General features: G+C 55.8%; 15 protein-coding genes. 13 read left to right on the forward strand and 2 right to left on the reverse strand.

Translation table 11 applies throughout. The features are described from left to right. Window positions 1-550: 550 nt before the first annotated feature. The 8 genes from FS806_RS07540 to deoC all read left to right on the forward strand — a co-directional run bounded on the left by FS806_RS07540 (window position 551) and on the right by deoC (window position 6,705). Complete coding sequence (locus FS806_RS07540) at window positions 551-712, forward strand: YfhD family protein (protein ID WP_144934189.1); 162 nt, start codon at window positions 551-553, stop codon at window positions 710-712. Beyond that, window positions 712-1,086: a hypothetical protein gene (locus tag FS806_RS07545; protein ID WP_144934086.1), complete on the forward strand. Its 375-nt coding sequence runs from the start codon at window positions 712-714 to the stop codon at window positions 1,084-1,086. The genes FS806_RS07540 and FS806_RS07545 overlap by 1 nt, the downstream gene beginning before the upstream one ends. A 401-nt stretch (window positions 1,087-1,487) precedes the next feature. Further along, on the forward strand, window positions 1,488-2,459 hold the full coding sequence (gene prmA, locus FS806_RS07550; RefSeq protein ID WP_144934087.1) for a 50S ribosomal protein L11 methyltransferase: 972 nt from the start codon (window positions 1,488-1,490) through the stop codon (window positions 2,457-2,459). An 18-nt stretch (window positions 2,460-2,477) separates the two neighbouring features. After that, window positions 2,478-3,182, forward strand: coding sequence for a site-2 protease family protein (locus FS806_RS07555; protein ID WP_144934089.1), 705 nt, complete (start codon window positions 2,478-2,480; stop codon window positions 3,180-3,182). Window positions 3,183-3,384: 202 nt separating this feature from the next. Further along, complete coding sequence (locus FS806_RS07560; protein ID WP_144934091.1) at window positions 3,385-4,149, forward strand: 16S rRNA (uracil(1498)-N(3))-methyltransferase; 765 nt, start codon at window positions 3,385-3,387, stop codon at window positions 4,147-4,149. A gap of 2 nt (window positions 4,150-4,151) precedes the next feature. Continuing rightward, entirely contained in the window at window positions 4,152-5,492 is a 1,341-nt protein-coding gene (gene mtaB / locus FS806_RS07565) for a tRNA (N(6)-L-threonylcarbamoyladenosine(37)-C(2))-methylthiotransferase MtaB (RefSeq protein WP_144934093.1), read from the forward strand. 165 nt (window positions 5,493-5,657) lie between these two features. Next, the gene (locus tag FS806_RS07570; RefSeq protein WP_255453008.1) at window positions 5,658-6,038 is read left to right on the forward strand and encodes an NUDIX domain-containing protein; all 381 of its coding nucleotides are present in this window, start codon (window positions 5,658-5,660) and stop codon (window positions 6,036-6,038) included. Further along, complete coding sequence (deoC, locus tag FS806_RS07575; protein WP_144934097.1) at window positions 6,025-6,705, forward strand: deoxyribose-phosphate aldolase; 681 nt, start codon at window positions 6,025-6,027, stop codon at window positions 6,703-6,705. The genes FS806_RS07570 and deoC overlap by 14 nt, the downstream gene beginning before the upstream one ends. Before the next feature lie 21 nt (window positions 6,706-6,726). On the opposite strand, the gene FS806_RS07580 is transcribed toward deoC, so the two are convergent. Together FS806_RS07580 and FS806_RS07585 are read right to left on the reverse strand one after the other, a co-directional pair. Continuing rightward, window positions 6,727-7,680 (reverse strand): Na/Pi cotransporter family protein, encoded by a 954-nt coding sequence (locus FS806_RS07580; RefSeq protein WP_144934099.1) that lies wholly within the window; start codon window positions 7,678-7,680, stop codon window positions 6,727-6,729. Window positions 7,681-7,762: 82 nt separating this feature from the next. Beyond that, window positions 7,763-8,209, reverse strand: coding sequence for a DnaJ family domain-containing protein (locus FS806_RS07585; protein ID WP_222126608.1), 447 nt, complete (start codon window positions 8,207-8,209; stop codon window positions 7,763-7,765). 497 nt (window positions 8,210-8,706) lie between these two features. Here FS806_RS07585 and addB point away from each other — a divergent pair, with 497 nt between their 5' ends. The 5 genes from addB to FS806_RS07610 all read left to right on the forward strand — a co-directional run bounded on the left by addB (window position 8,707) and on the right by FS806_RS07610 (window position 21,489). Further along, entirely contained in the window at window positions 8,707-12,294 is a 3,588-nt protein-coding gene (addB, locus tag FS806_RS07590; protein ID WP_260982024.1) for a helicase-exonuclease AddAB subunit AddB, read from the forward strand. Beyond that, window positions 12,281-16,180 carry a helicase-exonuclease AddAB subunit AddA gene (gene addA, locus FS806_RS07595; RefSeq protein ID WP_144934103.1) on the forward strand — a complete coding sequence of 1,300 codons (3,900 nt, stop codon included), beginning with the start codon at window positions 12,281-12,283 and terminating at the stop codon, window positions 16,178-16,180. Before addB ends, addA begins: the two co-directional genes overlap by 14 nt. After that, on the forward strand, window positions 16,180-17,370 hold the full coding sequence (locus FS806_RS07600; protein ID WP_144934105.1) for an exonuclease SbcCD subunit D: 1,191 nt from the start codon (window positions 16,180-16,182) through the stop codon (window positions 17,368-17,370). The genes addA and FS806_RS07600 overlap by 1 nt, the downstream gene beginning before the upstream one ends. Next, a complete protein-coding gene (locus FS806_RS07605) occupies window positions 17,367-20,915 on the forward strand; it encodes an AAA family ATPase (RefSeq protein ID WP_144934107.1) in 3,549 nt (1,182 codons plus the stop codon). The genes FS806_RS07600 and FS806_RS07605 overlap by 4 nt, the downstream gene beginning before the upstream one ends. A 232-nt stretch (window positions 20,916-21,147) precedes the next feature. Further along, window positions 21,148-21,489, forward strand: a complete 342-nt coding sequence (locus FS806_RS07610; RefSeq protein WP_144934109.1) for a histidine triad nucleotide-binding protein — start codon at window positions 21,148-21,150, stop codon at window positions 21,487-21,489. Window positions 21,490-21,777: the final 288 nt, after the last annotated feature.

The raw sequence follows: 21,777 nt of genomic DNA on the forward strand, positions 1-21,777 counted from the left end.
TTGCATGAACCGGGGAAGGGAAGGTTAAACTATGCGGGATCAGGGAAATCCGCCCCGGCAGAGGCCATTGCAAACCCAGGGAAATCTAAATGTCATGACAAAGATAGTGAAAAGTCCAACAGCGAAAATGTAACGGAACCGGGAGACCCTATTTCGTCAAAATAGGCGTTTTTTTAAAATATAAGAAAGTATAAGTTTTCATCTATACCTGTTCTTATATTTCATCGGTAAACGTGCCCGTCCTAAGGACGGCGATAGCCGTTTATCCTTGGATTAACGGACACAGCTGCGCTTATTGCTTGGAATTCTCCTACTTTCGTGTGAATTTCTTGGGAATAGGGTCATTCGAGTCCGTTAAAATTACCGAAAGACCATTCTGGAGCCATTAAGGTTTCTAGGGTCCGTTAAAACTCCTATACATCGTTATAAGCGATACCGGAAGGCGGCAGGCATAATGGAACAAAAGCGGCGCGAAGTTTTTAACTTAAGCAGGATGCCGCTGGTCTCAGAGATTTAGAGGAAACAGTGATAAGGGAGGATGGACAAAGTGATGAAGGAAAGAGAAAACCCGCAAGACCTGCAAACAATGAATGACAAGAACTTGCCGATAGCCAGAAATGAGGATGTTGAATTCTCGAGAGAGCTCGCCGATGAAGACGATCTGGAGGCTTTGGCAAGAGCGGAAGCGGCGGACGAAAGGGCGGAGTCCTGATGGCGGAGAAAAATATTTTGGCCTATTTCAAAAGCCCGGAGGAAGCCGAGGAAGTGGCGTCCAAACTAAAGGCGATGCGTGCGGTCGACGTGCAGATCGATCGGATCAGCCGGTTTCCCGGCGAGCCGGTGGAAGAAACGTTCAATCCTCTAACGGGGAATGTCAGCGGACTTGGAGCTCTGACCTCCGATGCCGATGTGTCCAATAAGGATGTGGGTGTACTGATTGCGGCCGATGTAACCGCAAGCGGAATGAGCGACGGCCGCCAGGAGGATGTGGTTACGGGCAGGGATATTTTGCTCACGGCCGTCGTTGAGGAAGATATTCACCAGCAAGCTTTAAAAGTAATCGAGGAAAGCGGCGGCCTTGTTTGAGAGCCGTAGGGGCCCTATATTGGAAAACAGAGAAACGGATGCTCGGCATTCTCCTTACCCAGATGCTCTAAATCATTAAAGACGGACGAAGGCAGGCTTATCGAAGCGCATCCCCCTCATGCTGCAGGCATGTCAATCTGTCAAAACCGGGGTTTTTCCCCGGTTTTCTTCAAATATAAGACAGGTATAAGTTCACCTTATACCTGTCTTATATTTCATCGGTAAACGCGCCAGTCCAAAGGACGGCGATAACCGTTTATCCTTGTGCCGTAACAAACATTAGCTCCTATATGCCATATTCATATTTATCTGCCAAAAAAGTTTTACTGGTGTATAGGATGTAGTACAATAGACCTTAATGTATTTCCCGGCGTAGTTGCCGAATGGATAGGAGGGTTTTCATGCGTTGGCATGAAGTTACGGTAGATACGACAGAAGAAGCCGTTGAAATGATTACTAATTTTTTGCATGAGCTTGGGGCGGGTGGAGTTTCGATTGAGGAATCCGGAACGCTCAACAAGCCTCGCGACACATCGTTGGGGCAATGGTATGAGCTTCCTTTGAACGATATTCCGGAGGGCCGGGCCATCATTAAAGGCTACTATCCCGAAGGAACGGACATGGATAGCCTGTTGGCGAAGCTGAAGCAATCGGTAGCGCAATTGGAAGAGTTCGAAATTGACACAGGCTCGCCCGTATTCGGGCATACCCTTGTGGATGACGAGGATTGGGCCACTGCCTGGAAGCAGTACTATAAGCCTTTGCGGATTTCGGACCGATTGACGGTCAAGCCAACGTGGGAAGACTATACTCCGTCTCCCGGGGAAATTGTTCTGGAGCTGGATCCCGGTATGGCCTTCGGTACGGGAACGCATGCGACAACGGCTCTTTGTCTTAGAACATTGGACAAGGTCATTCGCGGCGGTGAGGATGTGATCGATGTCGGCACCGGCTCCGGAGTGCTTGCGATTGCCGCAGCCAAGCTGGGAGCGAGAGCAGTGCTCGCGCTTGATCTGGATCCTGTGGCCGTTTCCAGTGCGGCGGAGAATTCCAGATTGAACGGTCTGGAGGAGCAGATTCACGTCATGCAAAGCGATCTTCTCGGGGCTTTGAAAGGACAAGCCCCGGCTTCGGAGGCAGCGCAGGTCCGGCTCCCGGTGCAGGTGGTGGTAGCCAATATATTGGCGGAAATCATTTTGCAATTCGTAGGGGATGTTTACGAAGCCCTGCAGCCCGGAGGAGTCTATATCGCATCCGGGATCATAGCGCCCAAGCAGGCGGCAGTGGAACAAGCGCTGACAGAGCATGGCTTTGTTATAGAGGCAACTTACCAGGAACAAGATTGGGTCGCTCTTGTTGCGCGAAAATTGTAGAGGGCGGAGGGACCCGTTTTGGAAAATTTTTTGAGATTTCCGCTGGAGCAAATTCCGTTTGTTTTTCTCGTGCTCCTGATCGCTTTCACGCTGCACGAGTTCGCGCATGCTTACGCCGCCGACAGATTCGGCGATCCGACCCCGCGCTCGATGGGCCGGGTCACATTAAACCCAAAGGTTCATCTGGATCTTCTCGGGACCATCCTTATCTTTCTGGTCGGCTTCGGCTGGGCCAAGCCGGTGCTTGTCAGGCGAAGCAGCTTCCGCAAACCGCGTTTAATGAGCATCATTGTTTCCGCCGTCGGGCCGCTTGCCAATCTGGTCATAGCTTTTATCGGTATTCTATTAACATATCTATTGGCTTATTTCGGCTTGTTTGACCTGATGAGCCCCGGTGTATTCGAGGCGGTGCGAGTCTTTTTGAGCCTCTTGATCTTTATGAACCTGATTCTGTTTCTGTTCAATCTGCTGCCCTTGCCGCCTCTCGACGGATACCGGATCGTGCAGGAGTTCCTTCCGGTCCATACCCGGTTGAAGCTGCAGCAATTTGAGCAGTGGGCCTTCTTTCTCTTTTTGCTTATTGTTTTCATCCGACCGCTGTACAACGTCACCTTGGGGCCGTTTTTCTCTTTATGGGTGCCCCTGTTGTTCGGGATGGACTCTGTTTTTCAGGTCATCTTCGGCAAGGCCATCCATTGGGCCACTTTTCTTAAGATCGGTTGATTCGGGAGTAAGCTTGGCCCTCGTTCCGCAAGAGTAGAGAGGACCGGCCTTCGTTCGTCGGCTTCCAGCCCGTTTTCGACACGGCGCTGGGAAGCCCCCTTCCGGTTGAAATTGGTACGCGATACGGGACACTGGCAGTAGCATTTAAGGCTCAAAAGTTGTATGATGAAAGGTGATATTTGTTTAGAAAGCGAGCAAAGCTATGCAGCGATACTTCATACCGCCGGAACGGTTTACGGCCGATTCCGTGGAAATAACGGGAGACGATGCCCGACATCTGATCCGGGTCATGCGGGCCGGGATCGGTGATCAAATCATTTGCTGTGACGGCATCAGCCGGGAGTGGATTGCGGAGATTTCCGCCCTGGAGGAGCAGCGGGTGCAGGCGGTTCTGGTCCGGGAGCTGGGATCGGATAGCGAGCCGTCTGTCCGGGTTACGATTGCGCAAAGCTTGCCCAAGGGCGACAAGATGGAGATCGTCATTCAGAAAGGAACGGAGATCGGGGCAGCAGGCTTCCTTCCGTTCGTTTCGGAACGGACGATTGTTCAATATGACGTGAAGAAAGAAGCCAAGCGTTTGGAAAGATGGGCCAAAATTGCCAAGGAAGCCGCAGAGCAGGCGCATCGTACCCGGATTCCCGAGCTTAGCCTGCCGGCAACGTGGAAGCAGGTGCTTAAGAGGGCCCGGGAGGCGGATCTGGCTCTCTTTTGTTACGAGAAAGAAGAAACCCGGCAGCTTCGTCCCCTGCTTCGGGACAGGCTGGCCCAAGCCCGCGATCACGGGCAAGAACTGCATGTAGTTATCCTGATCGGCCCCGAAGGGGGATTTACCGAACGGGAGGCTTCCGAGGCGGAGGCGGCAGGATGCATTCCGGTCAGCCTCGGCAAGCGAATTCTCCGTACCGAGACGGCCGCTATGGTGGCTTTGGCTTGCATATTATACGAAAGCGGAGAGATGGGAGGTTAATTATGCCAAGTGTTGCTTTTCATACTTTAGGCTGCAAGGTTAATTTCTATGAGACGGAAGGAATTTGGCAGCTATTCAAGAAAGAAGGCTACGAGCAGGTCGACTTCGAGACGAAGGCCGACGTTTATTTAATCAATACATGCACCGTAACCAATACCGGCGACAAAAAAAGCCGGCAGGTGATCCGCCGGGCAATCCGCCGCAATCCGGATGCGATCATTGCGGTCACCGGCTGCTATGCCCAAACTTCGCCCGCAGAGGTCGCGGCGATACCCGGGGTAGATATTGTGATAGGCACCCAGGATCGGGACAAAATCATCCCCCTGGTTGACCGTTTCCGCCAGGAGCGCCAGCCGATCAATGCGGTGCGCAACATTATGAAAACCCGGGAGTTCGAGGAGCTGGATGTTCCGGAATTTTCAGACCGTACCCGGGCATTCCTGAAAATACAGGAAGGCTGCAACAATTTCTGCACCTTCTGCATCATCCCCTGGTCGCGGGGCCTTCTTCGCAGCCGCAGACCGGAAAGCGTCTTGGCCCAAGCCAGACAATTGGTGGACGCCGGGTATAAAGAGATCGTCCTGACCGGGATTCACACCGGAGGCTATGGCGAGGATCTGGAGGGCTACAGCCTGGCGAAGCTGCTATGGGATCTCGACAAGGTTGACGGGCTGAACCGGGTCCGGATCAGCTCGATAGAGGCGAGCCAAATCACGGACGAGGTACTCGAGGTGCTGCAGGGCTCGGATAAAATGTGCCGGCATTTTCATGTACCGCTGCAGGCGGGAGATGACCGGGTGCTGAAGCGGATGCGCCGCAAATATACGACGGCTGAATTCGGCAGCAAGATCGAGAAGATTCACCGGATCATGCCGGACGCTGCGATTACGACCGATGTCATTGTCGGCTTCCCGGGTGAAACGGAAGAAATGTTCGCGAACGGATACCGGTTCATGGAGCAAATGCAGTTCGCGGAAATGCACGTATTCCCCTATTCCAAGAGGACTGGCACGCCGGCCGCCCGAATGGAGGATCAGGTGGATGAAGAAGTCAAGAACCGGAGAGTCCATGAACTGATCGATTTGTCTGAAAGAATGCAGCTGGCTTATGCCAAGCCGTTCGTCGGGCAGGTGCTGGAGGTTATTCCGGAGCGCCCTTATAAAGAAGCGCCGGACAGCGGCCTTCTGATGGGCTATACAGATAATTATTTGCAGGTTGTGTTCCGGGGGAGCGAGGATTTGATCGGCCAGCTCGTGCGTGTAAGGATCGATGAAGCAGGGGTTAACGAATGCCTCGGCTCTGATGTTACTACGCTGGATTCGGCCCGGTCTGCGGTCGTTTAACTTGAGGAACGAGCCGCATCATAGCGCGCCAACCGTACCAGGATTTCGTTCTGTTCGCCAGAATGAAATCCTTCTTAATTTTCATAATGAAAGGGAGGAACGCCGGTGGAGGTATCAGCGGGCGGTGTTGTCTTTAAAGAAGAGGACGGAAGGTATTGGATTCAAATGATCCAGGACCGTTACGGTAAAATCACTCTGCCGAAGGGAAAGATGGAGCCGGGTGAGACGAAGGAGCAGACGGCGTTGAGGGAAATCGCCGAGGAGACCGGCATTGAAGGCGAGATCATCGAGCCGATCGAGACGATTTCCTATCAGTTCTCCCATCCGAAGCACGGCAATATGGATAAGGAGGTCCATTATTTTCTGGTTCGCGGCATCGGCGGGAATCTTCAGGCCCAGGTGGAGGAAATCCGCGGAGTGGAGTGGCTGGAGCCTGTGGAAGCTTGGCGTCAGCAGATCCAGTATGGCTACAGCAATAACGATTCCGTACTGTGCAAAGCGTTGAAGAAGCTGGGAATAGAGGTGAGCAGCGATGGAATGGAATAGAAGCACTCTGGCCCGGACGATCGATCATACACTGCTTAAGCCGGATGCACGGGCAGAAGCCATTCGTACCCTGTGCGAAGAGGCTGTTCGTCACCATTTCTACAGCGTATGCGTTCATTCGGGGTGGGTGGCTTATTGCCGGGAACAGCTCCAAGGCTCAGACGTTCGCATAAGCGCGGTTTGTGGTTTTCCGCACGGCGCCAACGGCAGCGAGGTCAAGGCGTATGAGGCTGCCCAGTCCGTGAAATGGGGTGCTGCTGAAATCGATATGGTGCTGCCCATCGGAATGCTGCTGGATCATCGTTTCACAGAGGTGGAAGCCGATATTCAACAGGTGGTTGCAGCGGTGGAGGGACAAGCCGTAGTCAAGGTCATTCTGGAGACGGGATATTTGAACAGCGAGCTGGTAAGAGCGGGCTGCCGCCTGGCCGAGCAGGCCGGTGCAGGCTTTGTTAAGACAAGCACCGGATTCGGCCCGGGAGGAGCAACGGCAGAGGTTGTCCGGTTAATGAGGGAGTCTGTGTCTTCTTCCATGGGGGTCAAAGCATCCGGAGGCGTACGCGACGCCGCAACGGCGATAGCGATGCTGGAGGCGGGAGCCACTCGGATCGGCACCAGCTCCGGCATCGCTATCGTTAGCGGGCTGCAGGGAATGGAAGATTACTAGGCCGGGGCTCCCGCCGGCCGATCACTTCAGTCTTCTAATAAGCGGTGTATAACAGAGCGGAAGAGCGATCAACGAACAAGCGATATTGAAAATCGTCTGGGCCCGGGCGACCTGCAGGGAAGGAGAATCCGCCATCCAACTGACGATGGTGCCGAGGGAGCCTATCAGCGGGTAGAACAGAAGGGCCCCGCCGACGTTAAGCAAAATATGCGTCCAGGCTACATATCCGCCGTACCGGCTTCCGCCGATGCTGGCAATGAGGGCCGTTACGCAGGTTCCAACGTTGGCGCCGATGATGATGGCGATTCCGACGTCCAGGGAGATGACTTGGACGGAGGCCAGCGACATAGCCATTGTAATGGTCAGTACACCGCTGTGAATGATAGCGGTCAGGATGGCCCCGGCAATCATCGCCCACAGCAGACTGCTCTGGGATTGCTGCACGAACCAGGCGAACAAACCGCGCGAACGCAGATGGGGGATAATGGACTGCATCACTTCCAGACCTAGCAGAATGCAGGAGAAACCGACAACAGCCAACGCCCCGTTGCGGACATGCCTTTTCCATAATTGCGGATAAGCGGGAAGGTCGGGCAGGACGAATGTGGAAAGCCAGATCACAAGCGAGACCATGAATATGCTCAGGGAATGCTTGTGCAGATTCAGGCCGATCAGCTCCGTGGTCAGACACGTTCCGATATTCGTACCCAGTATGATGCCGAGCGTTTGCGGAAAGCGCATCAGCCCTGCATTGACGAGGCCGATCGTGATCACGGTAACGGCTGTGCTGCTCTGCATCGCCGCAGTAATGCCGGTGGAAGCGATCATTCCGCGAAGCGGTGTTTTTGTAAATCTCTCCAGCAAGGTTTTCAGATATTGACCGGCCCATTGATGGAGCGCGGCTTCCATCACTTTCATGCCGAGCAGAAAAACAGCCAGCCCCAGCGCCATAGGGATAAATATAGTCGTAAACATGACGGCCTGTCTCCTTTTTCATAGTTAGTCCATGTATATGTCTGAAAAAGGAGATCCATGATACAAGCCAGCCCTTAGCCGCTTAATCCCATTTATCCAATTGTGTCTTAACGGTTTCCAAGTATACTTTGCTGCGCTGCAAAAGAGGACTGGGAACCATTTGATTATATTTTCTGATGTTAAGGTTAATTTCCTCCAACTCCCGATTCAGTTCCGCATCCTCCTTCTCCCCCGCTTCAATCCGGTTGCAGATACGGAGCAGCCGGCCGCGTATTTCCATACGCAGCTCCACCCATGGAGGAAGGTAGTTGGCGTTCTTGAGAATGGAGCTCAGCACATCGCCATCCTCCAGCTTCAGAGGCTTGCCCTTGCCTGGCAGGTCGTCCATGCCGCCCCTCTCTTCAAAATCCCGGTAAATTTCCTCCATCCATGTGTGAGTCATCTTGTCGGACGACGGTACAGCATCCTCAGCGAGCTGCTGGGGCAGCGGTTGTTCCGAACCTTCGGCAGGATTGCGTTTTTTGCTCATCTGTTCATCCGTCCTTTCCTTTAATCGGATTTCTGAATAATAAATTCATTGACGTGAATCCGGTTCGTTTCCGAATTTCCTCAGAGGCAAAATAGCTCCCCGATCGTCCCGTATAACGAGAATGCTGACATTAGGCTGTGAAGGATTCGGGATGGATTTGTGGGTAGCAGGGAGCCAGGAGCTAAAGGGCTTACAACAGGAGTATGACTGATGCAGGAAAAGGTTCATGCAAAGATCAGTTGGAATTCGAAAAGGTATTCGAAAGCGTAGGAGGCTTCTTGTATATTTTAGCACAGGAATTTACTGGATGATTTGGATGCAGTGAATCAATTGTGAACGGATATTGAAAATTCATAAATTTTCATTTGATCCGGCCTGGAAGGCAGGACAGGGCTCTCTATCTCCAGTTTTTGGACCGGGTCTGATGGGAACGGATGATCTCCCTATCTGCAAGGAAATATGATAGAATAAATAGACAAAGCGAAGGGGGACGACGCATGGATATCAGGATGGTCATCGGTCGGGCGGGCAGCGGCAAGAGCGAGCTGTGTCTGACGGAAATCCGCGAACGGCTGGAGAAGGAACCGGACGGCAGACCGCTTATTCTCCTTGTCCCGGAGCAGGCAACCTATCAGGCGGAGCAGGCGCTGGTGTCCGCACCCGGTTTATCCGGAACGATACGTGCTCAAGTATATAGCTTTCCAAGACTGGCTTGGCGCATCATGCAGGAAACAGGAGGAACCGCGGGGATTCCGATTGACGAAACCGGGAAGACCATGCTGCTGCAGCGGATTCTTAACAAGCATAAGGATAATCTCCGGCTATTCCGGCATTCTGTCGCACAGGTCGGATTTGCCAAAGAGGTGCTGTCGCTGTTCAGCGAACTGAAGAGACAGTGCATCACTCCCGATGAACTCGCGCAGCAGCATGAGCGGCTGACCCCGTTGTTGGCGGAGCAGCCCGGGACTCTGGAGCAGAAGCTGGAAGATTTGCTGAAAGTATACATAGATTACGAGAAGGAATTAACTAAACAATATTTGGATGCGGACGCCTTCGTGGAGCGGATGGCGGCTCAGCTTAGGAATTGTCCCTGGATCCGGGAGGCGGATATTTGGGTGGACGGCTTCTTCGGATTCACTCCGTTGGAGCACGCCGCTCTGGTCCAATGCATGCTTCATTGCCGCAGCGTTACGGTCACCCTCTGTCTGGACAAGCCTTATGATGCGGGGGAACAGCCGAATGAGCTGGATTTATTTTATCCAACGGCGATGACGATGATACGGCTTCGGGAGCGTATGGAAGCCGTTGGTCTGCCGAATCCGCGGATTATCCGGCTGGCGCAGGAAACGCCTCCGCGTTATGCCGCGAATGCGATGCTGGCTCATTTGGAACGCCATTATGAGCATCGATTGTCCGCGGCCAAGCGGGCTTACCGGGAACGGCAGCTTGACGGGACCGAGCCGCAAGGTTTGTCGATCCGGTCGGCGGTTCATCGCAAGGCGGAGGTAGAAGGGGTGGCCAGACAGATGCTTCGGCTGGCCGCGGACCGCGGGCTCCGCTGGCGGGACATGACCATTATGGTAAGAGATATGGACGGGTACGGGGATTTGCTGACCACCGTTCTTCAGCAGTTCGGTATCCCTCATTTTATAGATCAGAAGCGCCCGATTCTTCACCATCCGCTGGCGGAGTTCATCCGTTCCGCATTGGAAGTCGTCATCCGGAATTGGCGTTATGATGCGGTATTCCGCTGTGTGAAGACGGATTTCTTCCTGCCGCTGACGGAATCCGGGGAGAACCCCGTTACGAGACACGCTATGGACGAGCTGGAAAATTACGTTCTAGCGGCCGGAATTCAAGGATCGCGCTGGCTGGATGACAGGGCATGGGAGTTCAGGGTGCAGGCCGCCCTTGAGGAGGAAGACGGGATAACCGGATATCGCCCCGATCCCGAGTATGTTGCACGAATTCAAGCCTGCCGCAGATTGGTGACGGAGCCGCTGTCCGCTTTCCAGAGAAGCTTCTCGCAGGCGGAGAACGTCCGGCAAATGGCAGAAGCGCTGTATGCGCTGCTGATAGATTTACAGGTCCCCGAACGATTGGAGCGATGGAGCGAGGAATGCATCCGGAATGGCAACCCGGAGAAAGCCCGCGAGCATTCCCAGGTATGGGACAGGATAGTTGAACTGCTCGACCAGCTGGTGGAGATGCTGGGCGAGGAGAGTATCGGGCGTGAGATGTTTGCGGAGATGGTCGATTCCGGACTGGACAGCATAAGGATGGGGCTTGTTCCTCCTTCGCTGGATCAGGTGCTGATCGGAACCATTGACCGGACCCGTTCCACACGCGTGAAGTATTGTTTCGTACTGGGAGTTAATGACGGTGTGCTGCCGGCCAAGATCAACATGGACGGAATACTGTCCGAGAATGAACGCGAGTTTCTGCGGGAAGCCGGAGTGAAGCTTGCAGACGGAGGCCGGCGCAGGCAATTGGATGAGCAATTGCTCATCTATTCGGTTCTATGTGCACCTTCCGAGCACCTGTGGCTGAGCTACCCGCTTGCGGACGAAGAAGGAAGGGCGCTGCTGCCTTCAGAAATCATCCAGCAGATTCAGGCTCTGTTTCCATCCGTCAAGGAGAAGCTGCTGCTGGCCGAACCGGACTCCTCCTTGTCCGAGGAGGAGCAAATGCAGTTTATTTCCCCTCCGGGACAAGCCGTCTCCCACTTATTCATCCGGATGAAGCAGTGGATGAAGGGGGAGGAGATGGCCGAATTTTGGTGGGAGGTCTACAACTGGCTGCAGCAACGGCCCCAATGGCGGGACAAGCTGGAGATGATGGTCCGGGCACTTGACTTTAGCAATGCCGAAGCCGCACTGTCCGCAAGCTCCAGCCGGCTTCTCTACGGCGACCAGCTGAAAGCCAGCGTATCGCGCATGGAGCGGTTTGTCGCCTGCCCGTTTTCCCAGTTTGCCTCGCATGGGCTGAGGCTGGCGGAGCGCAGGGTCTACCGGCTGGAGGCGCCTGATATCGGCCAGCTGTTCCATGCGGCTCTCAGCGGGCTGATCGGCTCCCTGCAGCAGGAGCAGGCCGACTGGGCGCTGCTCAGCAGAGAGCAGCTGGAGCATCGGGCCTCCGAAATGGTGGACAGGCTCGCCCCGCGGCTGCAGAGCGAAATTTTGCTCAGCTCCCCCCGCTACCGCTACATAGCCAGGAAGCTTAAAGGAATCGTCGGGAAGGCTTCCGTCATTCTGGCCGAACACGCGAAGCGAAGCGGATTCGTACCGGTCGGGCTTGAACTCGGATTTGGGCCCGGGGAGACGCTGCCCCCGCTTACCTTCCGGCTGAACAACGGCTGCACGATGGAGATTGTGGGCCGAATTGACCGGGTAGACCGGGCGGAGAGCGAGCGCGGACTGCTACTCAGGGTCATCGATTACAAATCGAGCCGAACCTCGCTGCATCTGGCCGAGCTTTATTATGGATTGTCCCTGCAGATGCTTACCTATCTGGATGTCGTTCTAAGCCACTCCGAGGTTTGGCTCGGACAGAAGGCGCGCCCGGCCGGGGTGCTCTATTTCCACGTGCATAACCCGCTGGTCCGCACCAAATATCCGATTTCCCGGGAAGACGCCGAAGCGGAGACACGCAAGCAATTTAAGATGAAGGGGCTCGTTCTGGCCGACGAGGAAGCGGTGAGGCTGATGGACAGAGACCTGCAGAGCGGCTATTCCCAGTTGATCCCCGTTGCCTTGAAAACGGACGGGAGCTTCTATTCCTCCGCATCGGTGGCCACTCCCGAGCAATGGGACCGGCTGCGGGGGTATGTCCGCAGCAAAATCCGCAGCATCGGCACGGAAATTACAGAGGGGAATGTCAGCATCACCCCGTTTCGCCTGGGGGGGAAATCCGCCTGCACCTTCTGCCCCTTCAAGCCGGTCTGCCAGTTCGACCCGCTGCTTAAGGGCAATGATTTCCGCATTCTCGAGAGAAAGGACAGCGTGGACATCTGGACAAGTCTGGAGGACGCTGCATCGATGGACAGCTTAAGTAAAGGAGGGAAGGTCGACAATGAACCGCAATGAAGAGCAGGAAAATAACTTGTCGGATGTGATTGAGGCCAAGGCCCCGCCTGTCAAGCCGGCTCAATCGGCCTGGACGGATGAGCAGTGGGAGGCCATTACCCGGACGGGACAGAACATTCTCGTTGCCGCAGCCGCAGGATCGGGTAAGACGGCGGTGCTCGTAGAGCGGATCATTCGCCGGATATCCGACGAAAACCATCCGGTCGATGTCGACCGTCTGCTGGTTGCCACCTTTACGAAAGCGGCCGCTTCCGAAATGAGGCAGAGAATTCGCGACGCCTTGGAGAAGGCTCTGTACGACAAGCCGGATTCCGCCTATTTGAAGAAACAGCTGGCTCTCATTCACCGCGCTTCGATTACGACGCTGCATTCCTTTTGTCTGGAAGTCATCCAGCGGCATTTTCAACGAATTCCGCTTGATCCCGGCTTTCGGATAGCCAACGAGACGGAAGCGGCACTGCTGCGCCAGGATGTGCTGGAGGAGCTGTTCGAGCATTATTACAGCCATGAGGACGAAACCAGCGAATTCTGGAACATGCTGGAATGGTTTGGAGGGGACCGAAGTGACGAGGCGGTGTTTGCGCTGGTCCTCCAGCTTTATGATGCCTCGCGCAGCCATCCTTTGCCAGACCGGTGGCTGGACCAAATGTGCGAGTTTTTCAATACGGATACGATGGAGCCTTCGCTCTGGTTTGACAGCCTCATACGCGATGTCCGGCTGGAGCTGGAAGGAATAGCCGGATTGCTGCAGGAGGCGTCCCGTCTGGCTGAACAGCCGGGAGGCCCGGCACCGTATTTGGCCAATCTGGCGGATGAAACGGCGATGATATCTCAGTTAATGGGATTATGTGGAGAAAGCTGGGAATCGCTCTATGAACGGTTCCAGACCGCTTCGTTCGGACGGTTGAAGCCATGCCGGGGGGAAGGTCTGGATAAGTCGCTGCAGGAGAAGGTCAAGGCCATCCGGGATACGGCCAAGGAGCGGTTCAACGCCCTGCGCGAAGAGCTGTTCACCCGCTCGCCCGAACAGTATAAAGCGGAGCTGAAGGCGATGCATCCGGTCATGGGCATGCTCGTGGAGCTTGTGCGCCAGTTCGCCGTCCGGTTCTCGGAGGCGAAACGGGGCAAAGGCTTGATCGACTTTGCCGATTTGGAGCACTATTGCTTGCAGGTGCTGAGCGATCCGGATGCGGGAGGCGGATTGAAGCCGTCGGAGGCCGCGCTGGAGTACAGGGAACAGTATGTGGAAATATTGCTGGATGAATATCAGGATACCAACCGGGTGCAGGAGGCGATAGTCGAATTGCTGTCCCGCGAGGATCGGGGTAACCGGTTTATGGTGGGCGATGTCAAGCAGAGCATCTATCGCTTCCGGCTGGCGGAGCCCAGCTTGTTTCTGGAGAAATACCGCTCCTTCCGGCAGGATGGAAGCGGGAAAGGGCGACGCATAGATCTTGCCCGGAATTTCCGCAGCCGAAGACAAGTGGTGGACGGAGTCAATTTTGTGTTCAAGCAGGTCATGAACGAGACGGTAGGGGAGATCTCCTATGACCGGGATGCCGAGCTTGTGTACGGGGCTGAATATTATGAGCAGGCCCCCGGAAAGCGGGAGCTTCCGGTGGAATGGATGCTGATCGACCGTGCCGGCGGGGATCGTGCGGTGGAGCCGGAGGACGGCCCGGATGAGGCGGAGGAAGCGGCGGGGCAGGGCAAGGAGAGCTCCTCGTTCGCCGAGGAAATCCGTGAGATGGAAACGGCTCAGTTGGAAGCCAGGTCCATCGCCCTGCAAATTCGCAAACTGATGGGCGGAACCGGGGAGGAGCCGTTCCAGGTATATGACAAAAGAGAAAACGGCCTGCGGCCTGTACAGTACCGGGATATCGTCATTTTGCTGCGGGCAACGCACAGTTGGGCGCCGGTTTTCATGGAAGAACTGAGGCAGCAGGGCATTCCCGGCTATGCGGATTTGAATACGGGATATTTTATGGCGACAGAAGTGGATATTATCCTTTCTCTGCTCAAGATCATTGACAATCCATATCAGGATATTCCTCTTGCTGGGGTGCTTCGCTCCCCGATTGTCGGACTCCGGGCGGATGATCTGGCCATCGTTAGAACGGCTGACCGCAAAGGGGATTTCTATAAAGCATTGCTGCAGTTTATCGAAGATCCGGACGACGGGCATCGGGAGCTTCGCCATAAGCTTCGGGTATTTATTGAACGTCTGGAGAGGTGGCGGACCGCCGCACGCCAGAGCTCCCTGGCCGATTTGATCTGGTCGCTGTATCAGGAGACCGGGTATTACGATTTCGTCGGGGGGATGCCGGGAGGGGTTCAGCGCCAGGCCAACCTGCGCGCTCTGCATGATCGCGCCCGGCAATATGAAGCGACCTCGTTTCGCGGGCTGTTCCGTTTCCTGCGGTTTGTCGAGCGGATGCAGGAGAGCGGCGGAGATTTGGGAACTGCCAGGGCATTGGGCGAGCAGGAGGATGTCGTCCGCATCATGTCCATTCACAAGAGCAAAGGGCTGGAGTTCCCGGTCGTATTCGTGGCGGGCATGGGCAAGGCGTTCAACCGTCAGGACCTGAATTCGCATTTTCTCATTCACAAGGAATTGGGGCTGGGCCCTTATTATGTCGATTTGGACAAAAGGATCAGCTATCCTTCGCTGCCTACTCTGGCCATACGCCGGAGAATGCGGCTGGAGATGCTGGCCGAGGAGATGCGGGTGCTCTATGTCGCGCTGACGAGAGCGAGAGAGAAATTATTTCTGCTCGGCACGGTGCGTTCGCTGTCGAGACAATTGGAATTATGGGCGCGCAGCGATTTGCAGTCGCCGGTACTCCCGGATTACGAGCTGGCCCAGGCGAAATGCTACCTGGATTGGATCGGGCCGGCCTTGATCAAGCACGAGCATTGTCAGCCGCTGAGAGAGATGGGGCATATGCTGAATCCGACACCGGATTGGGCGGCAAGGGACCGTTCGGAGTGGAAGGTGTCCGTTATTTATCCGGCAATGCTCGTTCAGGAGGCGGCGGCCGTGGAAGAAGCTTCCGCTCTGCAGGCGGAGAGAATGGAGGCGGTCCGGCACCTGCAGCCGGTCGAATCGGCAGAATCCGCGGATAGGGAAGAAGTGAACCGGCGGCTTTCCTGGTCTTATCCGTTCGCGGATGCCGTGAAGCTGCTGTCCAAAACGTCCGTATCCGAAATCAAACGAATGCATGAAGAGAAAGTATGGAGCCTGTCGGACGATATCGCCGCTCCTGCGGCAGCCCCCTCTTCGCTGCAGGCGCATCTGTTTCGCCGTCCGCGATTTATAGAGCAGTGGCAGCTCAGTGCGGCGGAGAAGGGAACGGTCTACCATGCAGTTATACAAAGACTGCGGCTTCATCCGGAACTGGACGAGAAGGATATTCTCGAGGAAATGGAGCGGATGGTGGAGCTTCGCCTGCTGACCGAAGAGCAGCGCCAAGCGGTGGATCCGTCGGTCATTTCCGGATTCTATCAAACGGTTGCAGGCAAAAGGATGCTGCGGGCGGGAAGGGTTCAGCGCGAGGTGCCGTTCAGCTATGGACTTCCCGCCGGCGAAGTGTATCCGAATACGTCTTCGGGTGCCAAGGATGAGACGATACTCATTCAAGGGGTGGTCGACTGTCTGTTTGAGGATGAGGAAGGGCTTGTGCTGCTGGATTACAAAACCGATGCGATGAAAGGGCGCCCGCCGGAAGAGCATGCCGAACGGTATAAGGTTCAGCTCGGCTTATATGCGCGGGCTGTCGAGCAGATTTGGAAACGGCCGCTGTCGGACATTTATCTGTACTTCTTCGATGGCTCCCATCTCGTGGAGATGGGCGGGAAGGTAAAGCGGCGACTGGAGGTGGACTAATGCGAATATTACATACCGCCGATTGGCATCTCGGGCGGACGCTGGAAGGAAGAAGCCGGCTGGAGGAGCAGGAAGCCTTCCTGGACGAGCTGGTCGGGATTGTGCGGGATCAGCAGATCGATCTCGTGCTGATGGCGGGAGACGTCTATGATACGGTAAATCCTCCGGCCCAGGCGGAGAAGCTGTTCTATGAGAGCATATCCCGTCTGGCCGACGGGGGAGCGCGGCAGATTGTCGCCATCGCCGGGAATCACGACAATCCCGAGCGTCTTGCGGCATCCGCACCTCTGGCTGACCGTCAAGGGATTACACTGCTTGGCCTGCCGGGCACCGAAGCGATGCCGCTGGATATCCGCCGGACCGGAGAGCGGGCGATGCTCTACGCCCTGCCGTATCCATCGGAATCCCGTCTGAAGGAGCTGCTGTCCGAGGACGCGGATGAGGAAAGTCTGCAGGTCGTTTATTCGGACCGGATCGGGGCCATGATCCGCCAGGCTTCGCAAAGCTTCTCCAAGGATACGGTCAATTTGATCATGAGCCATATTTATGTGCTCGGCGGGGCGGAGTCCGATTCAGAACGGCCGATCCAGGTAGGCGGAGCTTATACCGTTAACGCGAAGGCCTTTGGCACGGCGGCGGATTACGTCGCTCTCGGCCATCTTCACCGCCCGCAATCGGTGAAGGCGGACGTGCCGGTCAAATATTCGGGCTCTCCGCTTGCCTACAGCTTCTCGGAAGCGGGGCAAGCCAAATCAGTCACGGTACTCGATATATCCCCCGGTGGAACACTGAGGACGGAGGAGATTTATCTGTCCAGCGGGCGTCCGCTCGTTCGTTGGAAAGCGGCGGAAGGAATCGCTCAAGTATACCGCTGGTTCGAGGAGAACAGGGATGCTTCCGCGTGGATCGATTTGGAAATCCATCTGGAGGAAGCTCTGACTATGGAACAAATTCAGGGCTTGCGCAAGCAGCGAGGCGGGATTGTGCAGATCCGCCCGATTTTCACCCAAGCTTCCGAGCAGCTTCCGGAGGAGCAGGAGAGGCTGCCCATCGACGAAATGTTCAGCCGCTTTTATTCGCGGCAAACCGGTGGAGCCCAACCTGAACCGGAATTAATTCGTCTGTTTATGGAGCTGCTTAATGCCGAAGAGGATTCCGATTCAGAATCAGCAGGGGAGGCGAGAGGATGAGGCCGGTCTATTTATCGCTATCCGGATTGCAGAGCTATCGCGAGAAGCAGGAGGTAGATTTCACCCGTCTGTGCGACGCGGGCGTGTTCGGGATTTTCGGGCCGACGGGAAGCGGAAAATCGACGATCCTCGATGCCATCACATTAGCCCTCTATGGCAAAGTGGAGCGCGCCAGCAACGGGACGCAAGGTATTCTGAACCATGCGGAGAAGGTGCTGTCCGTTTCCTTCGTGTTCGAATTGTCCTATTCGGGAGGGGTCAAGAAATACCGGGTAGAAAGGCAGTTCAAGCGCGGTAATGAATTGTCCGTGAACAATACGATCAGCCGTCTGATCGAAGAAGCGAATGGGGAAGGGGTCGTCCTGGCGGATAAAGCATCCGAGGTAAACCAGCGGATTCAGCAAATTCTGGGCTTATCCATGCAGGATTTTACGAGGGCCGTCGTGCTTCCGCAAGGGAAATTCGCCGAGTTCCTGTCTCTCAAAGGAAGCGAGCGAAGGCAGATGCTGCAGCGGTTGTTTCACCTGGAGCAGTACGGCGATTTGTTGAATGCGAGAGTCAGCCGCAAGCTGAAGGATACGGAGGCTGCCGTCAAGGAACTGGCGGCGGAGCAGCAGGGGCTCGGGGACGCCTCCCGGGAGGCGGTTGCGGCAGCGGAGCAGCGCTTCCAGTCGGCGGCGGAACAAGCCAAGGAGAAGCGGGAACTGCGATTGCTGGCAGACATGAGATGGGAAGAGAGCCGCAAAATATATATGCTGAAGCAGGAGGCAGCGGCACTCCGCCAGGAATGGCAGGCGCTGGCCGGGAGGGAGCCGGAAATCCGGGCCATGGAGGAAGGAATACAGCGGGCCGGACAGGCCGAGCTCCTGTATCCGCTCTTTCGGGAATGGGAGGAAGCCCGGCGATGGTCTGCCGAGAAGCTAAGGTTACATAATGAAATTAAATCCGGCTTCGAACGGATGTCGCGAATGCATGACGAGACGGCGGCACAGTATACGGAAGCCAGACAGCGGCTGGCCGAGCATGAAGCTCCACTGCGCATTCGCATGGAAGAGCTGCAGCAAGCTCTTCGGCTGGCGGAGGAAGCGGGGCGGAGCGAGGCTGCCCTTCATGCGTTGGATTCTCGTAAACAGGAGGCTCTTCTGCATAAGCAGAAGACGGAGGAGGAGCTGCTGAAGGAGCGGCAAATCCATGCCAAGGCCCTTCGTTTGCAAACGGAGCTGAAGGAGCGGAAACAGCTTGTCGAGGTCCCTTCCGAGGAGCGGCAGCGTCTTCAGGATGCTTCCAAGGCACAGCAGCAGTGGGAAACGCTGGCCCGTCAGCGCGCCGAAGGAGAGCGGGAGGCACAGGAGGCGGAGGAGCGTCTGGCCCTTGTGGAGAAGGAGGAGCGGGAAGTCCGATCCGGACAGGAGCGTCTGGCGAACCGCCTGCAGCTTCACTGGTCCGAGACGGTCAGGCAAGCGGCTTCCGCAGCACAATTGGAGCGGTCGGCCGCGGCACTTCTGCGGGAAGCCAATGACTGGCTGCGGCGGATTGAGGAGGAGGAGCGGGAGCAGGAGCTTGGCCGGCTGGCGTCGATGCTGGCCTCCTCCTTAAGCCCGGGCGACGCATGCCCGGTGTGCGGCTCGCTCCATCATCCGGCACCCGCTCAGGCCCACACGGCGCACGAATACGCAGGGGAGATCAAGGTGCTGAAGCAGGTGGCCGAGGAAGCCAAAGACCTGCAGGTACAGGCCATGCAGCTGAAGCTGTCCGTCGGCCATTTGGCGGAGAAGCTGGCGGACCGGATAGGCGGCGCTTCTCTGCAGGAGGCTGCGGCGGCTGCCGCCGAGGCGGCAACGCCACCGGAGGGCGGAGCGTCCATGGCTGCCCGGTATGCGGAATCGGCAGAGGCCTTTATCGGTCAGACCGCCAAGGACGGCAAAGAATCTGTTCCGGGACCGAACGTATCGGGTGATGAGGCCGAACAGGTGCACTTGCATAAGCTTGCGAAGGTGGAGGAGCAGGCCGACAAGCTGCTTGAACATGGACGAGCTCTGCGGGAGCGGCTGGAAGGCGAGAAGAACGCATTAGCCCGTATGGAAGGGCAGATGCGGGACTTGTTCGCAGAGTGGACGCTTCTGGAGCAGCGGCGTGGAGAGCTGGCAGCGCGGAAGGATGCTTTACGCACCGTGAAGGACGGCGGCGTCCGCAAGCTGGAGGCCGTCCGTGCGGAAATGGATCTTCAGGAACGGGAATGGCAGCGAAGGTTTCCCGATCTGAACAGGGACACTCTGGAGGAGCAGCTTGCCGCTCTGCATCACAAGGATAAAGAACGGGAGGAACTGAACGAACGGCTGGACAAGAGCGTTGTTTTCCTGGAAAACTCGTTAGCGAAGCTTAACGAGCTGCAAGCGGAGATGGTCGAACGGGACAAAGAATTGCTGCAATTGGATACGGAGCGCAAGGGGCTGGAGCAGCTGCTCTCGATGCAGAAGCAGCAGTTAGCGGAGAAGGCGGGCCATGAGCCGGTCGATCGTCAACTCTCGGAGGTTAAGAGCCGTCTGGAACGGCTTGTTGCCGAGGAGAAGGAGCAAGCTGCCAGACTCGAGAAGGTCCGGGCCGAGCTGCAGGAGCTGAACCGGCAATTCATTGCTTCCGGCCAAGATTGCAGCGCCGCCGATCAGCAGCTGGCCAAGACCGAGGCCCATTGGCGCAAGGCACTGGAGCCGTCCCCGTTTGCCGGGGAAGAGGAGGTTCGCAGGGCGCTGCTTACGCCCGAACGGCTGCAGCAGTGGTCCTCCGAAGTCGCCGAATATCGGGACAGGAAGTCTCGCCTGGAAGCCAGGTTGGAGCATATCGACGGCCAGTTGTCCGGGGCCGACATTACGGAAGCGCAATGGCAGGAAATCCAGAGAGCGAAGGAAGAGGCGCATCTGCTTGATGAACAGGCGCTGAGCGAGCGTGCCAAAGCGGAGCGGGATCTGGAAGACCTGAAGAACAAGCACGCCCACTGGACCGAGCTGGAAGCCAAGCGTGCCCGGAACGAAGAGGAATACGGGCGGCTGCATAAATTGCAATCCGTGTTAAGAGGGAATGCTTTCGTTGAGTTCATAGCCGAGGAACAATTGATGCAGGTGAGCCGTTCCGCCTCGCACAAGCTGGGTCAGCTTACCCGTCAGCGCTATGCGATTGAGATCGATTCCAGCGGGGGATTCGTTATCCGGGACGACGCCAACGGCGGAATCCGGCGCCCGGTCAGTTCCTTGTCGGGAGGGGAGACGTTCTTGACCTCCCTTGCGCTCGCCCTTGCGCTGTCTGCCCAGATTCAGCTTAGCGGCCAGTATCCGCTCGAATTTTTCTTCCTGGACGAAGGCTTCGGGACATTGGACCCCGACCTGCTGGATACGGTGATCGGCGCTTTGGAGAAGCTGCATACCGACCGTTTAACGGTTGGCATTATCAGCCATGTGCCTGAGCTGAAGGCGCGCCTTCCCCGCCGCTTGATCGTGCAGCCCGCCGAGCCCTCGGGACAGGGCAGCCGGCTTTATGTGGAGAGCTTGTAGCTATATCTAATAAGGCTTCCGCTTCCCGAATAAATCGTGATTCTTTCTCCATGAGTTGAACACGTATCCTATAATTGGTTAAACTATGTTTATCGGGGACGCTTTAGCTGTTAAGAATCCGGCTTCTACAGCCGGTTTATGATTAGACGGGCCAGTCTCCATTTGATTTTACCGATGCCCGGCATCGCTGAACAAGCTTACTATGCATTTAAACGAAGGGATGATTATGGTCATGGATTGCATCTTTTGTAAAATTATCGAAGGTTCCATTCCTTCGAAGAAAATCTATGAGAACGACAAGGTGCTTGCTTTTCACGATATCCAGCCGGCCGCACCCGTTCATGCTCTAATAATTCCCAAGAAGCACATCGCCACCATGAATGATGTCCAGGAGGAAGATGTGGAGGTTATTGGAGAGATTCATCTCGCCGCACAAGAGGTTGCGAAACAGCTTGGAGTTCATGAGAGCGGATATCGGCTGCTTAATAACTGCGGCAAGAATGCCGGGCAAGTCGTGTTTCATCTTCATTATCATCTGTTGGGCGGCGAGAAGCTGGGTCCTTTAAACGGTTAATTCTGCGGAACTGTCAACATAGATTTTCATCCGAACTCCTCTCATGCGGGAAGCAAACCGCTCGAAAAATAGTTTCTTAATAAATAGGAGAGGCGAAGCTAGGTATAAGAAAAACCGCTCGTTTAACCAACTGAAGGAACCGGAAGAACGCCGTGAGGGCAAGGAGCCGCAGCATAGTTTGGGTTATGTTGGGAGGTAGGTTGACACCCGCTTTCCTTATAACATATAATGAAGTTTGATACCCGTGTTAGTCGTTTTGGACGGTCTGTTCGGAGGGAGGGAAATCTG

It is taken from the genome of Paenibacillus sp. 32O-W (genome assembly GCF_007679495.1).
Taxonomy (GTDB): Bacteria; Bacillota; Bacilli; order Paenibacillales; family NBRC-103111; genus Paenibacillus_L; species Paenibacillus_L residui.

Excerpts from the sequence above, each read along its gene's own strand:
- addA (WP_144934103.1), top strand. The coding sequence starts at position 12,281 with ATGAACCGCAATGAAGAGCAGGAAAATAACTTGTCGGATGTGATTGAG.
- FS806_RS07585 (WP_222126608.1), bottom strand. The coding sequence starts at position 8,209 with ATGAGCAAAAAACGCAATCCTGCCGAAGGTTCGGAACAACCGCTGCCC.
- FS806_RS07600 (WP_144934105.1), top strand. The coding sequence starts at position 16,180 with ATGCGAATATTACATACCGCCGATTGGCATCTCGGGCGGACGCTGGAA.
- FS806_RS07610 (WP_144934109.1), top strand. The coding sequence starts at position 21,148 with ATGGATTGCATCTTTTGTAAAATTATCGAAGGTTCCATTCCTTCGAAG.
- FS806_RS07545 (WP_144934086.1), top strand. The coding sequence starts at position 712 with ATGGCGGAGAAAAATATTTTGGCCTATTTCAAAAGCCCGGAGGAAGCC.
- mtaB (WP_144934093.1), top strand. The coding sequence starts at position 4,152 with ATGCCAAGTGTTGCTTTTCATACTTTAGGCTGCAAGGTTAATTTCTAT.
- deoC (WP_144934097.1), top strand. The coding sequence starts at position 6,025 with ATGGAATGGAATAGAAGCACTCTGGCCCGGACGATCGATCATACACTG.
- FS806_RS07605 (WP_144934107.1), top strand. The coding sequence starts at position 17,367 with ATGAGGCCGGTCTATTTATCGCTATCCGGATTGCAGAGCTATCGCGAG.
- FS806_RS07570 (WP_255453008.1), top strand. The coding sequence starts at position 5,658 with ATGATCCAGGACCGTTACGGTAAAATCACTCTGCCGAAGGGAAAGATG.
- FS806_RS07540 (WP_144934189.1), top strand. The coding sequence starts at position 551 with ATGAAGGAAAGAGAAAACCCGCAAGACCTGCAAACAATGAATGACAAG.
- prmA (WP_144934087.1), top strand. The coding sequence starts at position 1,488 with ATGCGTTGGCATGAAGTTACGGTAGATACGACAGAAGAAGCCGTTGAA.
- FS806_RS07580 (WP_144934099.1), bottom strand. The coding sequence starts at position 7,680 with ATGTTTACGACTATATTTATCCCTATGGCGCTGGGGCTGGCTGTTTTT.
- addB (WP_260982024.1), top strand. The coding sequence starts at position 8,707 with ATGGATATCAGGATGGTCATCGGTCGGGCGGGCAGCGGCAAGAGCGAG.
- FS806_RS07560 (WP_144934091.1), top strand. The coding sequence starts at position 3,385 with ATGCAGCGATACTTCATACCGCCGGAACGGTTTACGGCCGATTCCGTG.